Consider the following 19782-nt stretch of genomic DNA (forward strand, 5'->3'; position numbering starts at 1 on the left):
ATTATACACCACTAAATGCTGAAAAACCGCCGTCAATCGGCACAATAATCCCAGTAATAAATGAAGACCTGTCATCGCACAACCATAAGATGGTACTTACCAATTCTTCAGGCTTTCCAAATCTTTTCATTGGCGTCTGACTGATGATTGTCTTACCCCGATCGGTCAAGCTTCCATCTTGATTCAAGAGTAAGTCGCGATTCTGATCAGCCACCAGAAATCCGGGAGCGATGGCATTGACTCGAATCCCCTCCCCATATTTATTGAGGACCTCTACGGCCATAGATCTCGTAAAATTGTCGATCGCCGCTTTTGAAGCAGAATATCCTACGACTCTGGTTAATGGAAGAATTGCGGACATTGAAGAAATATTGATGATACAGCCTGATTTTTGTTTCACCATCGGCTTTGCAAAGGCAATGGTTGGGATCACTGTACCCAGTAAATTGAGGTCATTGACCTTTTTGAATTCTTCAATCTTAAGATCAAAAAGTGTTTGATCTGGCATGATGGTAGCACCGGGCATGTTTCCACCTGCACCATTAATTAAAACATCTACCTTACCCGCTTTAGAAATGACCTGAGTGACCGCATGAGCCATAGCTTTTTCGTCTAAAACATCTCCAATGATATAATCTATATTGGTCCCTTCTTCAGCTAGTTCGGCCACAACATCTCTACACTTGCGTTCATTCCTCGCTATGATAAAAACTTTTGCACCACGCTCTCCCAAGCCCTGTGCAATAGCCTTACCTATGGTTCCGTTTCCTCCCGTAATACAAACTACCTTGTCTTTCATCTATTTCACAATCAGTTTTTTGTAAATGTTTTCTTGGGCATTTAAAGATATACTTAATACATAAACTCCCGGATCAAATTTCTGATTAATCAAAACCTGGCCCTTTGACTTAGTATAGAATACCTTTTGACCTGCCATCGTGAAGATAGAAATTTCGGCTACCATGAACTCAGGTGACTTAATTTGAAAACTTCCATTCGTCGGATTGGGATAGATGACAACTTTGTCAGCAGCAATAATGCCGTCAACGCTGCTCGTACCCATGAATTTAAGAATGTAGTTCGCTTGAGTGAAGCCGTCTTGCGCTGTTACAGTAATGGTAACCGTCGTCAAGTTTTCAACTGAGGTGGTATCAAATCGAACATTTGCCAAATCAGATTGAGTTGTGACTTCGATCGCCGGTAATGCACTGTTTTCTATGGTTAAATCATAGATAAGCGAGTCCGGGTCGAAATCCGGGATTACTTCTCCATCGAGTGAAATAGAGTTTAAACTTGCTACACTGCTGAGGAACAAGTCTTCCGGTAATGTTGGTCCTTCCCCCGGGCCTTTGTCCTGATTAGGCAAAATGGCTATCCAATCCACGATCGATCCACACTCAGAACCACCTAACTTTCCAAAATCAAAGTAATGATTCGAATCATCGTCTCCTGAAACTGCTATGGCAAATGGCTCTGGGTTTTCATCTAGGTACATGGTTGTCTCATTGCCCTTCATCACAACTCTTACCAAATGAAATTCTTCATCAAAATCGAAATTGTAGGACTCTTCTACGAGTGGCTCAGATCTTTCAAATTTGATGGTATTGTGATTGATCTTAATCTTCTCTCTCCATCCAAAACTTCTGACTTCAAAGAAGGTTATATTCTTAACGTCCGGATTGATTCCTTTAATTCTTGCCACTACTGTAAAAGCAGTATCCTGTTCTTCCAAACGATATCTCCATCTGAACTTCTGATCATCTGACAGATCTGCAAACATATAAAAGTTGTTTCCGGAGCCGTTCGGATCCACTAAGATGGTATCCAATTCCGGATTTACAGGAATGTCCTTAGGCTCGTAAAACGATGTCTCTAGATCCAATCTGGCATTGGCTCTATAAACATCCCACCCATTATCCTTTTCACTTTTGAGCATGGTGATCAAATAGGTGTGAGTGTTGAAATTATCCTGAGCAACTACCTTAATAGTAGCAGTAAAAAACTCATCTTCCTCACTAATCTCAATGTTGGTCGTCGCTTTGCGAAAACTGGTCTGAAGATTTATTGTCGGCAATTCACTGTTATTCAATGTTACAGTGTATTCAAATGCATTTGATGAAAAGCCCTCAATTGACAAACCATTGATCTGTAATTCACTTAAAGTGGCATCATTACTTAAAATAAAATCCGATGGAAGTTCGGGACCTTCTTTAGGCCCATAAGCTTGATTTGGCAAGATAGTCATCCAATCCACAAAGCTTCCAGTTGGCGTCCCACCTGACTTTCCAAATTCAAAATTGCTTCCACCATCTGATTCTTCGGAATATCCTACTGCAAATGGAACAGGATTTTCATCCACGTAAACGGTCATTACCTGATCCTCCATAGTCACTCGCACAATATGAAAATCTGCATCAAAATCGAAAGGAATGTCAGATTCAATGACTGGAGTCGATTTCTCCAGTTTAAAATTGTCATGATTTATTCTCAATTTATCTCTCACTCCTCCTAATCTGATTTCAAAGTATCCCACGTTTTTAGCTTCCTCAAATCCTTTTATTCTGGCTACTACAGTGAAGGCAGTATCAGAATCTTCAAATTCGTACCTCCATCTGAATTTCTCATCACTGTTTTCAAAATATTGATATATGTTATTGGTCGGAACAAGTGGGTCAACCATCACTTCATCGATTTCGGGTTCTTCAGGAATGTCTCTTGGTTCCATGAAATTAGTTTCCAGATCCAATCGATCCTCACCTCTGTAAACCAGCCATGGACCATCTGAATTTTCGCCTGCTGTAGAGAAGGACCAAATGGGGCCTAAAGTGACACCATTAACATTCTTCTGACCAATTTGCCAGAAATAAGTTGAGTCTGACTCAAGCATTAGCGAGTAAGTGTTTTCTGCTTGGGTCGAAAGTAAAATAAGTTCATTCTGTAATCCAAAAAAGATCAGACTACTATCTGTATTTTCTCCTAAATCCCATCTTAGAGTGACTGTGTTACTGATATCTTCAGTACCGTCTGCCGGGAAAGGATTTGTAGGTTCATCAGGCAAAGCATCTGAGGGATCAGTGGTTACATTCACCGTATTGCTGAAGTCGGATTCATTACCTGCAGCATCTACTGCAGAAGCATACACAGTGTAATCAGTCCCACCTGTTAATCCAGTAATTTCAGTGTGGAGCTCTGAAGTTTTCAAAAACTCTATTCCATTCAGATAAATCAAATATTCAGTTACACCAAAATTATCTGAAGACTCTTCCCAGGACAGCCCGATCGTATTGATGGTCACCTTATCTGCCATCAAATTGGAAGGTGCCGATGGTGCCTCTTCATCAACAAAGACCATGTCATCCGCAGGACAAAGTGTTTCACTTGTTTCGGATATACAAAAATCACTAAAACGCACTATTTCATCCTTTAATCCTTCAACTTTTCTTCTGTAAACTCCCCATTTTGGTCTGGAATACTCACCTCCATCTCTCCATAAATCAATGTCATTGTTACTATAGTTGACCAGTTCGACACCGGATTTTAAATCTTTTAAAGTGATGAGTAGATTACCGTTTTCCGAATGCTTTTGGTAGATATAAGCCTCGATCCAGTTTCCTAAAAAGGGTTCAATGTCCGTGCTCACTACCTTACCGAGATCATTGCCGGTGTCTCCACCATTGTGGATCACTTCTAACTTGGAAGTTCTTAAGGTTATTGTAATGACCGGAAAGCCACTATCCTCTCCACCTTTAATTTTGTTTTGAAATATATGACAGAAAGAACTGCTTCCTTTGAAGTCCTCTGGTATCTTAAACTTCCACCTATAATAGGACTCTGAACCCAAATCATGCTGTGACTCCGCATTCGTGCCAGGTCCACCTTTAATTTCCATTCTAACACGATCAAAAACTTGACATCGATCATTATCTTCTGCGATATGAGAATGAAATTCAAAGACATTTCTATCCAGAATGTTATCCATGATCTGAGTCACGTGAGGTCCAAATTCAGTATGTACACAATCAGGTGACTCTATGTCCAGACCTGCAGCCAAAATGGCATCGTAACCACTTCCACTTTCTCCATTAGGATTTAGAGTAATTTGAGCATGTGTAGTTAGTATGGTCGTAAGTATTAAAGCAAATAGGTATAAATTCTTCATATCCAATTATGTGGGTACCACAGAGGAAAATTCCTCTTGACTTCTTCTGATTTTTTTTCTGGGTCTAATGATTTCCATATTGCTAATATAGACTGGTCTTCGTAGGCAAGACCTGCGAGTAATAATCCTACAGAACGAATCGGTATTTCATCAAAATGTGAAACATCAGGTGGAAAAGTCCACCTAGATTTATCTTCGATGTAAGGCAACATGTAGTCAAATGCTTTTTTTACGCTGCCGTGTTCTCCTTCATAATTCCACAAATCGCCCTGATCGCTTGCCAACTCACAAAGTACAGCATATCCTTCCAGATTAAACAGCGAGTAGTTATAGGGTTTGGTTCTCGATAATTCATCAGGAAAAGAGCCATCATCCGCCATCTGAGCTGAAATAAGTTTCATAAATTGCTCACGGGAAACTTTTCTTAAATCTTCTCGCTCTGCCAATGCTGAAAATGCCGCCATTTGAGCAGCCCACCACGTACTGTGATTATTTCCATGATCCTTTTCATCTAATCCGTATTGATGGGTATTCATCCAGGTTGCATATTGATCAAACCAATTTTTAAAGCCGTCATACTCTTCAAGAGTGAGATATTCTAACTGTCTTAAGTTCATGATTGATTTTGCAACTTCAATCAAATGAATGGTATCGATGATTCCAATTCCTCTTCCGGTATGCCTACCTTTAATCGCTTGCGCATAAAGTAGGCTCGGATTCATTAATGTCTCTTTATTAATGAAAAAGGCAGTCAAATGCGTCAGCGCATGGTCAGCGTATTTTTCTTCTCCGGTGATTTTATATGCTGCAACTAAAGTTGAAACCCATTCATTAAGATTCCGCATTGCTATTCTATGTTCTAAGAAGTTATTGGGATTACTCAAGCCATCTTTCCTGATGTAAGGACCTTCAGGATCATCAGGATTCATCCACCAGTAATCACCCTCTGAATAGAAATCGTGGATACCTCCTTCACTTCGATCACTGACAAACATGGTGATTGGTGTCGGTTCCTGGTTAAGAAATTCTTGCGCTTTCTCAACGATTTCCCTGGCCCTTTCATCTAAAACTGCTTCCACATCCACTCCTGCTGTGTTCCCGACAGTCGATGGTTCACACGAAGCCATAGATATTAACAATAAGTATATCAGCTTTTTCATTCTTCTAATAATTTCCAGATTAATAAATGACTTTCTGTACTTCCTTTGTGAGGATTGTCATTTTTCCACACATCCATATATTCGGGACGATTAAGCCCAATACCTGCTAAAAATAGAAATTCACTATGTGCAGGATTGAATGTTGGTTCTAATTCTGTTTGGTAATTCCACTTTTCAGGATCTTTGAAAAATTGGTAACCAAACTCAACAGCTTTAGCAATACCTCCTTTGTCAGTCTTGTAGCTCCAGGCATCGAAAGATGTGGCCGATAACAGTTCCGCATATGATGTCCATGCATAGAGCGTATAATTGGTGTAATGTGACGGCTTGGTTCGCTCTAATTCATGGGGGAAACGCCCAATGCTATCCATCTGGATTTGTAGCTGAGATTTAAATTGCTCAATTGCAACTTGCATGACATCAGGGTCATTAGCGACTAATCCGTAGGATGCAATCTGAGCGCCCCACCAGGTACTGTGATTGTTGTTATTATTCTTCTCATCCATCCCATGGGAATGCGTCGTAGCCCATTCTGCAAATTGACCAAACCAGTTTTTCACTCCTCTGAGATCTTCAGAATCGATGAACTTTTTCTCTTCTAATACTCGAATACTATTAGAAACATTGATCAGTCCAATCACATCAATCATACCTATCCCTCTCCCATCTACAATACCCTTGATCGCTTGAGCATACAAAAGAGATGGATTCATATAGGTGGCACTATCAACAAACCAGGCATTGAGATGGGAAAGAATATGTTCTGAATATCGCTTGTCACCCTCTATAATTGTTGCTATAGTAAGATCACATACGATATCTTCAAAATCTTTGATTGCAGATCTATGTGCTGTAAAAAGTTCGGGATTACTTTGACCATCCTTTCTAATATAGGGTCCGTCTGGATGTTCTGGATCCGGCCACCAATACCGCCCTTCCGAATAGTAGTCGTGCTTACCTCCTTTGCTCCTGGTGGCCTTAAATGTTGTTACAGTTACAGGTGCCGACGACAAATGTTTTTTCGCCCTGCTTAAAATGGCCTCGGTATCAAATCCATCATATCCCGCATCACTTCCACTTTCGGTTGAGGTACAAGCCGCAAAAAACATGAATACTATATAATAAAATATGGCTCTACTATACATCTATTTGTCTTGACAAGCTTGTACTACCTGCTTCCTAAACTCATATTCAGTTTTGGGACCATTGATTCCCTCAGCCCAACTTGCCATAAATCTATAATTTAATTTTTTACCTGCATTTTCGAATAGCATTAAATGACTTAACTCGTCTTCAATGATAACAGGACCTTCCTCGTTTGAAGCCATGACCGCCATGCCTAAGTCCTGATGGTGAAATGATTGTTCACCATAAGTATAGAGGTAGGTATGATCATCCATATTGCCTGAAGTCGCATGGGGCAAATGTTTTACGACACCAGTTACCCATTTCATATCTTCCGGAAGTTGTCCGTCTTTTACGCTCATCTCTATTTCACTCCAAAAGTCGCCGGTTTTCAAACGCCAATCCTGAATCACCGTAAAAGTCTTTCCCCCTATTTTTAAGTCATTGAATATCGTTCTGACCTGGGCAACGTCCCCTCCGCTTTCAATCACCTCAATTTCCTTAGAATTCCAATCTGACAAAGTATAAACCGAGTCATTATAATATATGCCCGGGCTCCCCATACCCAAAGAATTACCCACTTTTAAAATGTCCGAACCCCAATTCATCAAATTGTGATAATCCCAGGAAACGGTATCCATTACTAAATCGTTCACTTGCTTACCATAGATATCAAATCGATGTCTGTAATCGGCGTAATAACGGTAAGCCACTTTATCATTTTCAAGTACAGGTCCCTCGAACATAAACCATTTATTCTGGCCAGTCAATGTCTTTGGTACTGATACTTTCTTCATATCCCTGTAAGGTCCAGAAATCTTAGTTTTTTCAGTGTCATTGTATTCGACAGGTTGAATTTTCATGACTACCTGTGCTTTTGCTTCCACCGGCTTCAAATTCAGGTAGCTTCCTTTGAAATCTTGATTTCTGGCTTCAATGACAGCAGGACCTTCGCCCAGTTCCACTTCAATTGCAGCTCTTCCGTTAGCCATTTCAATGACTTGACTTCTGGTGGGTGTTCCGTAATCCTTTAACAACCTTCCTGAACCATCTAATGAAAAGTACATTCGTCCTTCGTAGTCCAGCACTCGATTACCGTCTTTATCCATCATGAATGCTTCTACCAATGTATTTCCATTGGGCAAAAGATGGCTTTGTAGTTGGACAATGTCGGGATTACCCGACTGATTATAGGTATAATCAATATTGATTTTATCCTCTGCTACCACCTTTCCTCCTTTATATCCCATTGCCTTTAACTCATTCGCTCCTTCGTCAAATCTTATATTCCATCGCAATCCACTTGCAGGAAAATCTCCCAATTTGCGATCTTTTGTTCCTAAAGATTGGCCATTTAAGATCAATTCCACACTTTCACAGTTGCTGTAAATGCAAACTTCTCTTTCCTTATTTTCAGGTCCCTGCCTACGCGTCCATGTGTGTGACTCAATGTATATCATAGGTTCATCCGACCAATAACTCTTAAAAACAAAATAGGCATCCTTTGGCTCTCCATTTCTATCCACCAAACCTTTCTGATTCAAATATGGAATCGAATTTTCTGGTCTAAGAGGTGTACCAAAATCTTTGAAGGCCCATTGCGCATTTCCAGTGAAATCAGGCATGGTCTCAGATACAGAAAGATGCCAATCAAATAAATCGACAATATAATTTTCAGTCCAGTCTCCCTCCTTAGCAATATTTTTAATATTGACTTGATTCGAGACCTCTTCCCAATCATCCTCACTCAACATTCCTGAGCCTGTAATTGGATTCTCGGTATGTCTACCCACATGACTGGAACCTCCATACTCCATATGAAGAAATGCCGGATATTTCTCCATGCTTTCCTGAATTGATTTTTCGTATCCCGTATAAACCCCTGCGTACCACCCAGACCAGATAGAAGGTGAAAAAACATCCACAAGATCAGCACCATCATAATATTTCCTGATCGCGGTTAACCTCGAAGGATCCATTTCATGTGCTATGTTGTTCAATTCCGTTAAATATTTATTGATTTCCTGTGTATCATCACCATTTTCGAAATCCGGCAACCAGTAAACTTCATTACCCAATGACCAGAAAAATATGCTTGGATGATTTATATTTTGACTGATTTGTTCCTGAAGGAGACGCTTTCCGTTGTCCTTCCAGATTTGATTTCCAACTCCTCCCCGACACCAGGGCAGTTCATCCCAAACGATTATGCCCAGTTCATCACATGCCTTGTAGATTTCAGGATCCTGCGGATAGTGCCCCAATCTCAGGAAATTTGCTCCGAGATCTTTTATCTGTTCAATATCCTTTCTATGTAATTCATTGGGCATGGCCGCACCGAAACCGGCATGTTCTTCATGTCGGTGAGTACCACGCAAAAGAACTCGCTCACCGTTTAGAAAAAATGGTCCGTTCTTTTCAAATTTGTAAAAACGAAAACCAATGTGATCTTTGACAGAATCATGCAGGTCGTCACCCTTTATTAAAGCTACTTCTAATTCATAAAGGTTTGGCGATTTTGGTGACCATAATTTAGGATTTGACAGCGTCGGTAATTCTAAAGTAAGTGACTTCTGATTTTTTAAGTCAATGGTATTTTCACTCACAATTTGCCTTGATTCAGGATCGATGAGACTGGCCATAATTTTACAGTCCTGACACTTTTCAGCTTGCGCAATATTGACTTCCACAATAGCGTCAGCAGTAATCTTGGTGACGCTTGTCGGGTGAATTTTGGCGTTTGCAATGTGAATGTTGGGCACTTTCTTTACCCAAACGTCTCTGGTAAGGCCACCATAGATAAAGAAGTCTGATTTCTGAGAAGGTATAATTTCAGGATTGTAGGAGTTGTCTACACGTATCATAATATCTTGCTGACCATCCGTTTTTAAATATTTCGTGATATCGATCTCGAATCCAACATATCCACCAACATGATTTCCAGCCAATTCGCCATTGACATAAACGTCGGTTGAAATATTAGATCCTTCAAAATAGAGTAAGTAACTCACTCCATCAGAAGGATCTAATTGAAGTGTTTTTCTATACCAACTGGCGTCTCTTCGATATCCTGGGCTATTGTCTACTGCATCCCATTGGTTCCATGTGTGAGGTAAATCGATACTCGTCCAGGAAGGATCCTGAGTAGCCAATTTTAGATCTGAAATGTTCTTTTCAAGGTATTGCCAACCTTCGTTGATGTTTTCAATGCTTCTTTGTGTTTTATTCCCTGCATTATCCAATAAATCTGCGTTTCTGGAAATAAACATGACCAGGATCAATGCCAATATTCTCAAAACAAGGGACATATATTTTTATTTTATAGCATCTCTCCTTAAGAGTGCTTCGATGTAGTAATAGTCTGCGTAGACGATTGGTTGGTCTACTTCAAATTCACCTGGAACACTGCCGGTGCTATGCAGCAACAAAAAAGGAGCGATATTGGATTGATACTTGTCAGTTGCCAGTGATTCGAGAATCTGGTCTGTCCAGGATAAGTACCAATCTGTATTTTCCTGATCATATCTTATCAGCTCAAGTAAAGCCGATGCAGTCACTGTTGCAGCTGAAACATCACGTGGTTCATCTGGAATATTTGGAGCATTAAAATCCCAGTAAGGAATCTTATCCTCCGGTAAATTAGGATGGTTGTAAATGTATTGCGCACTTTTCTTGGCACGATCCAGAAAAATATCATTTCCAGTTCTTCCATAGGCCACTGTAAAGCCATATAAGCCCCATGCCTGACCTCTGGACCATGCGGACTCATCACTATAGCCTTGATGTGTTGTTTTCAATCGGGGTTCGAAGGTTGTGGTATCGAAATCTACCACATGAAAGCAGCTATTATCAGCCCTGTAGTGATGCTCATTAGTCGTTAATGCATGTTGAGTTGCAATATGATGAAATGTAGAATCACCCGTAAACCTGGTGGCATCAAATAACATTTCCAAGTTCATCATATTATCGATAATGACCGGAAATTGCCAGACATCAGCATTCCAATCCCAGGATCTGATCGATCCAATATTTTCGTTATATCTGTTGATTAGGGTTTTGGAAGCAGTAATTACCACATTTTTGTATGCTTCATTTTCTGTGATGGCGTAGGCTTTACCAAAGGAGGAATTCAATTTAAATCCAAGATCATGAGTATGATCATCATATTTTTCTTTCTCTATGAAAGCGGTCCAGTCTTCTGCTGCCTTTTTAATACTATCATTTTGACTATAGCTGTACAATTGCCATAATGTTCCTGGAAAGAATCCACTGGTCCACTGACGCGAATTACCTGTAATCAGGCTTCCATCTTCCTCCAAAGATCGGGGAATGGCGGTTGAGTCAAGTGGAATGACGTTGATGTAACCCAGCATCTTTTCGGAAGCCACATCCAACTGTGAACGGTTAGTCATATCATTGTCCGCACAGCAATACAATGCTGTAGTAACACATAAAATTACTAGTAGAAATCTCATGAAAGTATTTAAAAAAGGGCCACTCCCAGAATTAGTGGAAGTAGCCCATGAATATGATTGAATTACTGTAAAACTATGTTTCTAACCATTTTACCACCCTCAGTCTGTACTTGGGCGATATACATACCTGAGCTAAGGCCCTCAGCATTGGACCAGGAAACGGTATGTGTACCTTGACTTTTCTGACCATTAAATACTGTAGCCATCGTTTGACCTTGCACATTAAAAATTCTTACACTGACATTTCCATTCTTTGGATTATCAAATTGGAAAGTAATGTTTCCAGATGACGGATTAGGAAATGCTCTTAGTTCGATCATAGGATTAAATACTTCTGATGTCGAAACAGAATAATCACATAGGAAAGTTGAGCCAATTGGTCCTCCACTGGTAGATGCAGTAGCTGAAACGGCATCATCGGAAAAGCAAGGATCAAATTCAGCATAATTAAACAAATAGCCTCTATCATAATCTGAGCCAGCAAAGCTGATGTCTTCAACCATGATATTGGTAATTCCTGTACTGTCTGGGTAAGTTACTGCTTCGAATGCATATTGAATGATCGGTGCTCTATCTGGAATATTTCCTAATTCCAAAACTTCAGTAAAATATGCCATTTCCGGATCTTCTAATAGTGCAGCATAAGTAGGACTTAATACCGGTGGTTGTGAGACTGAATCGAAAGTTTCATAATGATTCAGTACATCTTCCGTCCAGAAAATGTTATTATTAGACATAATAGCAGAAGCTCCTTCTACGATCGTATCCAAAGACACTAAGAAATTGACTGAATCTGCAAAATTAATTTGCTCGTTAGCCAACGTTGGTGAAGTTCCAATAATACTTGGATTCATGAATAAATTATCTGTAATGACGGACTCTTTGGTATTTCTCAACTGAATCATACCGTGACGACCAACGTGATTGAACACAGTATTATTAGAAAATTCAAAGTAATTCAAACCTTGCATTCTAAAACCGATAAATAATCTATCCAGAATGTTATGCATTACATTCCCATGTATCACCACAGAATCCGCAAATGAAGTACGCGGATCTACAATTCTACCATTACCCTGTAATTTAGCGTAATCTCCCAAATTTCTAATCCAATTATCAATAATGAAGACACTGCTTCCATCACCTTCACTTCGCACAATGGCTTGTCTGTTTTTCTCAAGAATACAATTTTGAATCACATATTTTTGATTCTCTCCAAAAGCCCTGATAGGGTTGGTTTCATAATTGGAAGCCAATGGTCCCTCGTCTCCCATGATGACAAATAGATCATCCCAGACAAAACTACCGGTTCCACTGTATAATCGAGCTAGACTTGAGCCTCCAGTCTTATTTGCACGAGAAACAACAGGCTTTCCCAGTGCTTCGTCACCAGTGGCACCTAATTTAAAGTCGAAATCCCATTTAGCCTCAAATGTAAAAAAGTAGAGAGAACCTCTTTCAAGGAGATACTCATAATTATTTTGAGTGCCATCAGCCGCTGTATCTGCCTCAATAAAATCACTTAAATAAGTAAAAGGAAAATCCTCAGTTCCATCTAAGTTAGGTGGCACTGTTATACTCTGTGCCATAATGCCTGATCCTAGAAAAACCAGGGTTAAGAGTGTAAAGTAAAATCGTTTCATATTGCTAACATTTAATTTTTAAATAGTTTAATTTATCTAATTATATATTCGACGCCTATCGTGGCGGTAGAACCATATCTTTCTCTATTCGTAATGAATTCGGGAGACCTGAAAAAGTTGATGTCTTTCTGGTCACTGAGATTATTAAGATTTAGGAAGGCATTGAAATTTCTATTGAATCTTTGCTTGAAAACCATGTCGAATCTCCAAAATTGATTGCTAAATCTATCTTTATCTGCATTAGAGCTATATCCAGTTAATTTAGATCCTTGATAAGCAGCAGATGTTCTAAAGGAAAATCCACCAATATCATACCCCAATGAAGTATTAAATATGTGCCTGGCTTGACCTATTAGATCTACCTCGCGCTGAAATGGAATCACTAGGATTTGTGTTTGAAAAAAAGGAAAAACACCTGTTCTTACGGTTTCTTCTCTAAAAGAATTGATCGTCGTCTGCGAAAATAAACGAGTATAGTTTGCACTTAGGACCAAACCATCAAAAGGCTTAGGAAGAAAGTTAAGATTAGTCTGAATGTCCAATTCAAAACCCTGAACATTTGATACAGGAGAATTAACAAACGTCGTTAATTCAGCATTCCCGAATCCCTGCTCAGGAAATCCATAAGCCATTACGAGAGAATCGCTATTCAAGCCTATTATGAATGGATAGAAAGCGTCCTTAATTTGCTTATAAAATACACCCGCAGAAATCAATCCCCATTTACCTGAATAAGCCGTTGCAAACAAATCATAATTTGTGGATACGGATGGTTTTAGATCTGGATTTCCCTGCTCTATTCTTAAATCTCCCCCCCTATTTACGATAGTAGCTGGAACCAAATAATCGTAATTTGGTCTTGCCAAGGTAGTAGAATAAGAAGCTCTTAAATCAAACCAGGAGAATGGTTTATATTTTAAATGAAGGTGGGGCATCAACACTCCATACTGTGCCTCTGCACTTCTTTCCTGCACATTCCCACTTTCTCCAAAGTCGCCATCAAGGTCAGCATATAAGCCATTATAACTGTTGTCTGAGTATTCATATCTGATACCAGGAATCAAAGTAATTTTATCTTTGATCTTTGCTTTGAGCATAGCATATGCAGCATATACTTGTTCCTCTAAATCATAATTATTGACGTCCTGATATCTGTAATCTCTTAAGTCATCTGCAAATAATTCACTAAATCTGATCATCCTGTCTGGATCAAATTCATTGCTTAACTCTACAACCTCTCCTTTTTCATTGGTGAAGGTCTGAGGTGTATCATTCTGAAAATTACTCATGGCGTAATAGAACTTTCCGGTAGGGTCAACACCAGTAGCTCCTTGTCCGTTTTCATCAAAAGGTAAAAATCTATTATTATTAAGAAGATAATAGAGCCTTGCCCTCTCTTCATCATAATTCCTGTCTTTCATTGTATTGATAGCCTTCACTCCAGCTTTGAAATTGATAGAGTTTGCATCTCTCTTGAAAACATTGAAGTCGAAATTGACATATCCTGTCGTAATTTCCTCTGAATTGCCGCTTGTTGAGGATGCAATTTGCAGTAAGAAGCTAGAAGTAGGATCTATATCCAGAAAATTATAGTAATTGAATGGATTTCTTCTGGAATTTTCGCTGTTTACTTCGGGATCGAACGGTGACCTGTTGTTATTAAAAGTCTGGGTATAATCAATAGGCGTCATTCCAGATACTCTGGAAACAGAGGTACCCCAATCCACATTGACTATATTTGAGCGGTGTCTGGCCGTAATTGATCCTGAAAATAAATCAATAGAACTTTCTGTAACGTTAGGGTTATATCTGACCTGAAATCCACCAACATTGTATTGTTCTATATGATCAAAGCGATCACGTGATGTTCTGGAATATAGGCCAAGTACATTAAAATCAGAATTGTTGCCGATCTTAAAATCAAATCCCAATGTCCCATTGGTACGATATCTTTGTTCTTTTCTTTTCACATACGTTAAACTACTTCCCTGTTGTTCGAAAATATTTAACGCCGTATCGATAACGTTCTTTGTATTGTCAGTCCATCCAACTCTAATGGTTTCACCACCTCGATTAAATCTCTCCGTATTCGCAGTAGCGATGACACCCAATTTGTTATCGAAAAATCGCTGAGAAAAAGACAGTGTCGCCTTATAGTCCGTGAATGTATTTTCCAAAAAGTTAGCACCACCTAAAACTTTCATTGCTATTTTTCTATCCTCTGGTGCACGCATAATATTCAGATTTACTGAACCTCCTATGGCATCCCCATCCATATCAGGAGTAGGAGATTTGAATAATTCTACTCCTGAGAGTAACTCGGGAGAAATTAGGGATAAATCTACAGATCGGTCAGCACCTGATGTGGAAGGTAATCTCACCCCATTAATTGAAATGGCTGTAAACTTAGGATCTAAGCCTCTCACAACTATCTTAGAACCTTCACCACCGCTTCTATTGATGGCGACCCCAGGAAGTCGAGATATAGCTTCAGCTGCATTGACATCAGGAAGCTCTTTAATCTTTTCGACAGAAATAAAATTACCGATGGCATCGGAATTTAGCTGTTGGTTAATCGCTTTAACTTGGCCCAGAGCTTGTGCAGTAATTACAACCTCAGTACCCAAAATTGACTCGGGTTTGAGTTCAACAGATATGGAAGTATTTTCACCTTCCACTACAGTCACTGGAATTTCTTCTGTGGCATAAGAAACGTATGATATAACTATAACTTGTTCCCCTACTGGAACATTGGTCAGAACAAACTTTCCATCATAATCTGTATTTGTGCCCGTAGAAGTTGATCCTTTTAAATAAACATTGGCCCCTGGAAGCCCGAAACCGCCATCGCCATCATTAACTTCACCTACAACGCTACCAGTTTGAGCCGCACCAATTACAGAAATCAGTACCCCCACCATCAAAAGACAGAGATTTTTACATACAGTATTCATCATAAAACTTTATTTGCAGTCTTATAGTAGGTTAAAGAATTAAAATAAGTCCTTAAACCTATCTTGCTAACATTATACCTTAAAGCTAGCAGAATACTAACACATAAAAGTCCAGATGTAGGAGGAAAAAAGTCTAAACCCTAAAAGCTACGGTATATTCAGAAGGATTTTTACCAAATTCTTTCTGAAAAACTTTACTAAAGTATTTCGGATCTTTGTAGCCAACCATAAATGCTACTTCGTGCACATTCAGCTTTCCGGTCTCCAATAATTGAATGGCTCTCTTCATTCTGAAGGATTTCAAAAAGTTCTTAGGCGTCATATCAGTCATGGCCTTAATTTTGGTAAAAAGCAAAGCTCTACTAACTGCTAACTCATGTGCAAACTGCTCAATTTTGAATTCTGGATTGTCAATATTTGTTTCTACCAGCTTGAGTAAATTTTGTAAAAATTGTTCGTCGGCAGAAGTAATCTCGAGATCCTTTGGATTGAACGCTTTATCAGCGAGTGCTTCCTTGATCATCTTTTGTTGTGCCAACAAATTTTCTACTTTGTACCTCAGCTCATCAGGATGAAACGGCTTCGAAATAAAATCATTGGCCCCGGATTTCAATCCCTCCAGTTTATCATCCAAAAGCGTTCTAGCTGTCAACAAAATCAGTGGAATGTGAGAAGTACTGAGGTCGCTCCTAATTTCATTGCAAAATGTGATACCATCCATCTCAGGCATCATCACATCACTAATAATGAGATCAGGTTGGTATTCGCGACTTTTCATCAATCCCTCTTTACCGTCAGATGCAATTACAATTTTGTACTTACCATCAAAAATAGAGGTAATATAATCCAGGACTTCTCTATTGTCATCAACTACCAGTAACTTAAGTGTACTTTCAGAAATAATTGACCGCTCTTCTGTGGCTTCGGAAGGCAGGACAATCTCCGTGGGTTTAGCTATAGCCTCAAATTGTCTCACTTCTACAATTTCCTTAGAGCTAAAATGTGACTTTCCTTTTTGCAGATTCACAATAAACCGAGCACCATTCCCTTCCTTACTTTCCACATCCAGGCGGCCCTTGTGAAGTTCTACCAATTCTTTACTCAAAGCCAATCCGATTCCTGTTCCTTTGATCAAATTGCTAGTCTCCCCTGGATTCTTCTCATAGAACCGCTGAAATATTTGGTTGTGCAAATGCTTGGGAATGCCTTCTCCCGAGTCTTGAACGACCACCATAACCTTGGTTTGCTCTTCCAATATTGATAGGATAATTTCTCCTTGATGAGGAGTGAATTTAAAAGCATTTGATAACAAGTTAAATAACACCTTTTCAATCTTCTCTTCGTCTATCCATACTTTCAAATCGTCATTTGGTAAAATCAATTTGTAATTGATATCCATTAAATTTGCGTGATCCTCAAATAATCCATAGATTTTCGAAAGATATGGTTTCAGTTGTACCTCAGTCACTTTCATTGGCTCGTGACCTGCTTCCATTTTTCTGAAGGTCATCAATTGGTTGACAAGATTAAGCATTCGCTGAGAGTTACTGTTGATTTTCAGTAATTTGTCTTTGAGTGCTTCATAATCATAAGACTTAAGATTCTTAATCAAATCCTCTATAGGACCTATGATTAAAGTCAATGGTGTCCGGAATTCATGAGCCACATTCGTAAAGAAATTCAGTTTCAACCTGTGCAGTTCCTCCTTCTGCAGCTTTTCCTTCAACTCAAATTGGTAAGAATCTCTTAACCGAAGATATCTCAAAATGGCATAAATTCCTGCTATGCCTATTAAAATATAAAGTAAATAAGCCCACCATGTTCTCCATGGCGGTGGTAATACCTCTATTTCCAATTTTTTAACTTCATCGTTCCACTTTCCTGCACTGTTTCCACCTTTCAGCAAGAATGTATATGTGCCATGTCTTTGAATAGTATAGGTCGCTGAAGGTTGACCTATAGAAGTAATCCACTCTTGATCCAGCCCTTCTAATTTATAGGAATAATAATTATTGTCAGGATTAGAGTAATCAAGTGCGGCAAAATTTATTGTAAAATTTGCCTGGTTATATTTGAAGAGTACTTTTTCAATTTCATTGATATTATGCTCTAATTTTAATGGTCTGTTATTTTGCGTAATGCCAGTAAAAACAACAGGCGGTTCGAAATCATTAATTATAATTTGCTGTGGATCAAACCTGGTATAACCATTGACACCGCCGAAAATTATATCGCCATTCGCAGTTCTATAATAGGCATTAAAGTTAAACTCAGAATTCGTAAGTCCATTTGCATTATTGAAATTGATAAATTGTTCATCATCCTTGCAAAATCTGGAAATACCGTTATTTGTACTCAACCACAAATAGCCTTTCTCATCCTCTATAATACCAAAAACCGTATTGCCCGCCAAACCGTCAAACGTAGAATAACTTTTTGACTCCAATGTCTTAGGATTCCATTTGATTAAGCCATTACTAATTGTACCCAGCCATAGATTTCCTTTGTTATCTTCCTGGATGCTGTAAATTTTGATATCCTCAAGGTAACGTTTGAAAACAAAAGGTAACCCATTGCCATCTACTTCTATTTGATTCAATCCTCTGGCTGTTCCCAACCATATTTCATCACTACTTGATCTGAACAATACCCGAATGAAGTCAGAACTCACTGATAGTGAATCAAGATCATTATGTTGATAGATCACCACCTCACCCGTAGCTTTATCATAGATATTCAAACCTCCTGCATAGGTGGCTATCCAGATCTTAGCGTCCTGAATCAATAAATCATAAACATTATCATTAGACAAGCCTTCTTCCAGACCTAGATTTTCAAAAGTCTGTGTTTTGATATTAAATTTATCCAGACCCGAACTGAAATGCCCTATCCATAAATCATCTCCATCTAATAATAGTTGTTTTACATTTGAACCAGCGATCGTATTAGAATGGTCGTCCGGTACAAAGTGTTTATAGGTTTGAAGGTTAACGTCATAGAAATTTAGTCCTCCACCTTCTGTTCCAATCCATAGGTCACCATTCTGATCCTCAGCAAATGAACTGACTACGGGAGCACTCAAACCTTGATGATACGGAGAATAGGTGTAGTTCTTAAATTGATTATACCCTTCATCAAGATGATTGACGCCACCGTAGTAGGTTCCAATCCACATACTACCTTTTCGATCTGCATAGAGCGCCTTAATAGAGTTATCAGTCAATGCATTCTTCAAGGAGCGATCACTCTTATATAAGGTCATTTCTTCCGTCTTCGTATCCAGTAAATTAAGTCCATCGAATGTGCCTATCCACAAGCGATTTGGCGCATCAAAGCAAAGAGATCGAATAATATTACTACCCAATGTATTTGATACTTCAGAATTGCTCTTTAAATGCTTTAGTATTTTGCCTTCTGAATCTAATTGAATTATTCCGAATTGATCTGTTCCTAGCCATATGGTTCCATCCACATTTCTGACCATTGCTGTAATAATTGATTGGTTCAATGATTCCCCTAAATCAATCTTTGCAAAGCCCTTGGTGTTCAAATCAAATGAATAAAGTCCATTCCTGGTTCCTATCCAAAATGTAGATGGTCCCATGTCCAAAATATGTGTAATTGTGTTGGTGTTGGAAGCATCAGTATTTCTATAAAGTTTAAATTGGCTAGTGACCGGATTGTATTCATTTAAGCCTTTAGAAGTACCTACCCAAACCTGATTTTCACCTTTTCTGTAAATGCAGGAAATATGATTGGATGCCAAACCGGACAAATTATCAACTTCGTGACGGAAGCTGGTAAAGGTATAGGTGTCAAGATCAAGATAACTCAACCCTTCCAATGTGCCAATCCATAGTAAATTTTCAAAAGGATCAGTGTAAAGGCTCCGAACATCATTTCCCACAGGTCCATTATCGGAATCTCCTTTACGGAAAATCGTGAAATTATACCCATCATATTTGTTCAAACCATCCCGGGTACCGAACCATAAGAAGCCATCTGTATCTTCGGTGATGGCGAAAACTGAGGACTGTGAAAGCCCGTCCTGGCGGCCAAGCTTTTTGAAATATGTCGCATCTTGTGCAACAAGCACTACACTCCAGCAGGTCCATGCTAAAAGCAGTAAACCTCTTACCAGTGATAAGTTAGTTTTACAGTTATTCATATTCGTGTAAACAAATATAATCTTTTTTTAATAGCGTGATTTCAAACAAAACAGTACAGTACAGCTGCTCCTCATACTTCTATTATCTTTTTTCTTTC

The 19782-nt window shown here is 39.0% G+C and carries 9 protein-coding genes; all 9 read right to left on the bottom strand.

Annotated features, from left to right (window positions below; all coding sequences use genetic code 11):
• Position 1: 1 nt before the first annotated feature.
• The 9 genes from L2567_RS01205 to L2567_RS01245 all read right to left on the bottom strand — a co-directional run bounded on the left by L2567_RS01205 (position 2) and on the right by L2567_RS01245 (position 19684).
• The gene (locus L2567_RS01205; protein WP_235295856.1) at positions 2 to 799 is read right to left on the bottom strand and encodes an SDR family oxidoreductase; all 798 of its coding nucleotides are present in this window, start codon (positions 797 to 799) and stop codon (positions 2 to 4) included.
• Positions 800 to 4159: a T9SS type A sorting domain-containing protein gene (locus L2567_RS01210; protein WP_235295857.1), complete on the bottom strand. Its 3360-nt coding sequence runs from the start codon at positions 4157 to 4159 to the stop codon at positions 800 to 802.
• Entirely contained in the window at positions 4156 to 5319 is a 1164-nt protein-coding gene (locus L2567_RS01215) for an alginate lyase family protein (RefSeq protein ID WP_235295858.1), read from the bottom strand. Before L2567_RS01215 ends, L2567_RS01210 begins: the two co-directional genes overlap by 4 nt.
• Positions 5316 to 6464: an alginate lyase family protein gene (locus tag L2567_RS01220; RefSeq protein ID WP_235295859.1), complete on the bottom strand. Its 1149-nt coding sequence runs from the start codon at positions 6462 to 6464 to the stop codon at positions 5316 to 5318. Before L2567_RS01220 ends, L2567_RS01215 begins: the two co-directional genes overlap by 4 nt.
• The gene (locus L2567_RS01225; protein WP_235295860.1) at positions 6465 to 9752 is read right to left on the bottom strand and encodes a DUF4861 family protein; all 3288 of its coding nucleotides are present in this window, start codon (positions 9750 to 9752) and stop codon (positions 6465 to 6467) included.
• Positions 9753 to 9758: 6 nt separating this feature from the next.
• Entirely contained in the window at positions 9759 to 10919 is a 1161-nt protein-coding gene (locus L2567_RS01230; protein WP_235295861.1) for a glycoside hydrolase family 88 protein, read from the bottom strand.
• Between the two features lie 62 nt (positions 10920 to 10981).
• Positions 10982 to 12562, bottom strand: coding sequence for a T9SS type A sorting domain-containing protein (locus L2567_RS01235; RefSeq protein ID WP_235295862.1), 1581 nt, complete (start codon positions 12560 to 12562; stop codon positions 10982 to 10984).
• Between the two features lie 32 nt (positions 12563 to 12594).
• On the bottom strand, positions 12595 to 15519 hold the full coding sequence (locus tag L2567_RS01240) for a TonB-dependent receptor (RefSeq protein WP_235295863.1): 2925 nt from the start codon (positions 15517 to 15519) through the stop codon (positions 12595 to 12597).
• A 130-nt stretch (positions 15520 to 15649) separates the two neighbouring features.
• Entirely contained in the window at positions 15650 to 19684 is a 4035-nt protein-coding gene (locus tag L2567_RS01245; RefSeq protein WP_235295864.1) for a two-component regulator propeller domain-containing protein, read from the bottom strand.
• Between the last annotated feature and the right edge of the window lie 98 nt (positions 19685 to 19782).

The organism is Portibacter marinus (genome assembly GCF_021533195.1).
Classification (GTDB): domain Bacteria; phylum Bacteroidota; class Bacteroidia; order Chitinophagales; family Saprospiraceae; genus Portibacter; species Portibacter marinus.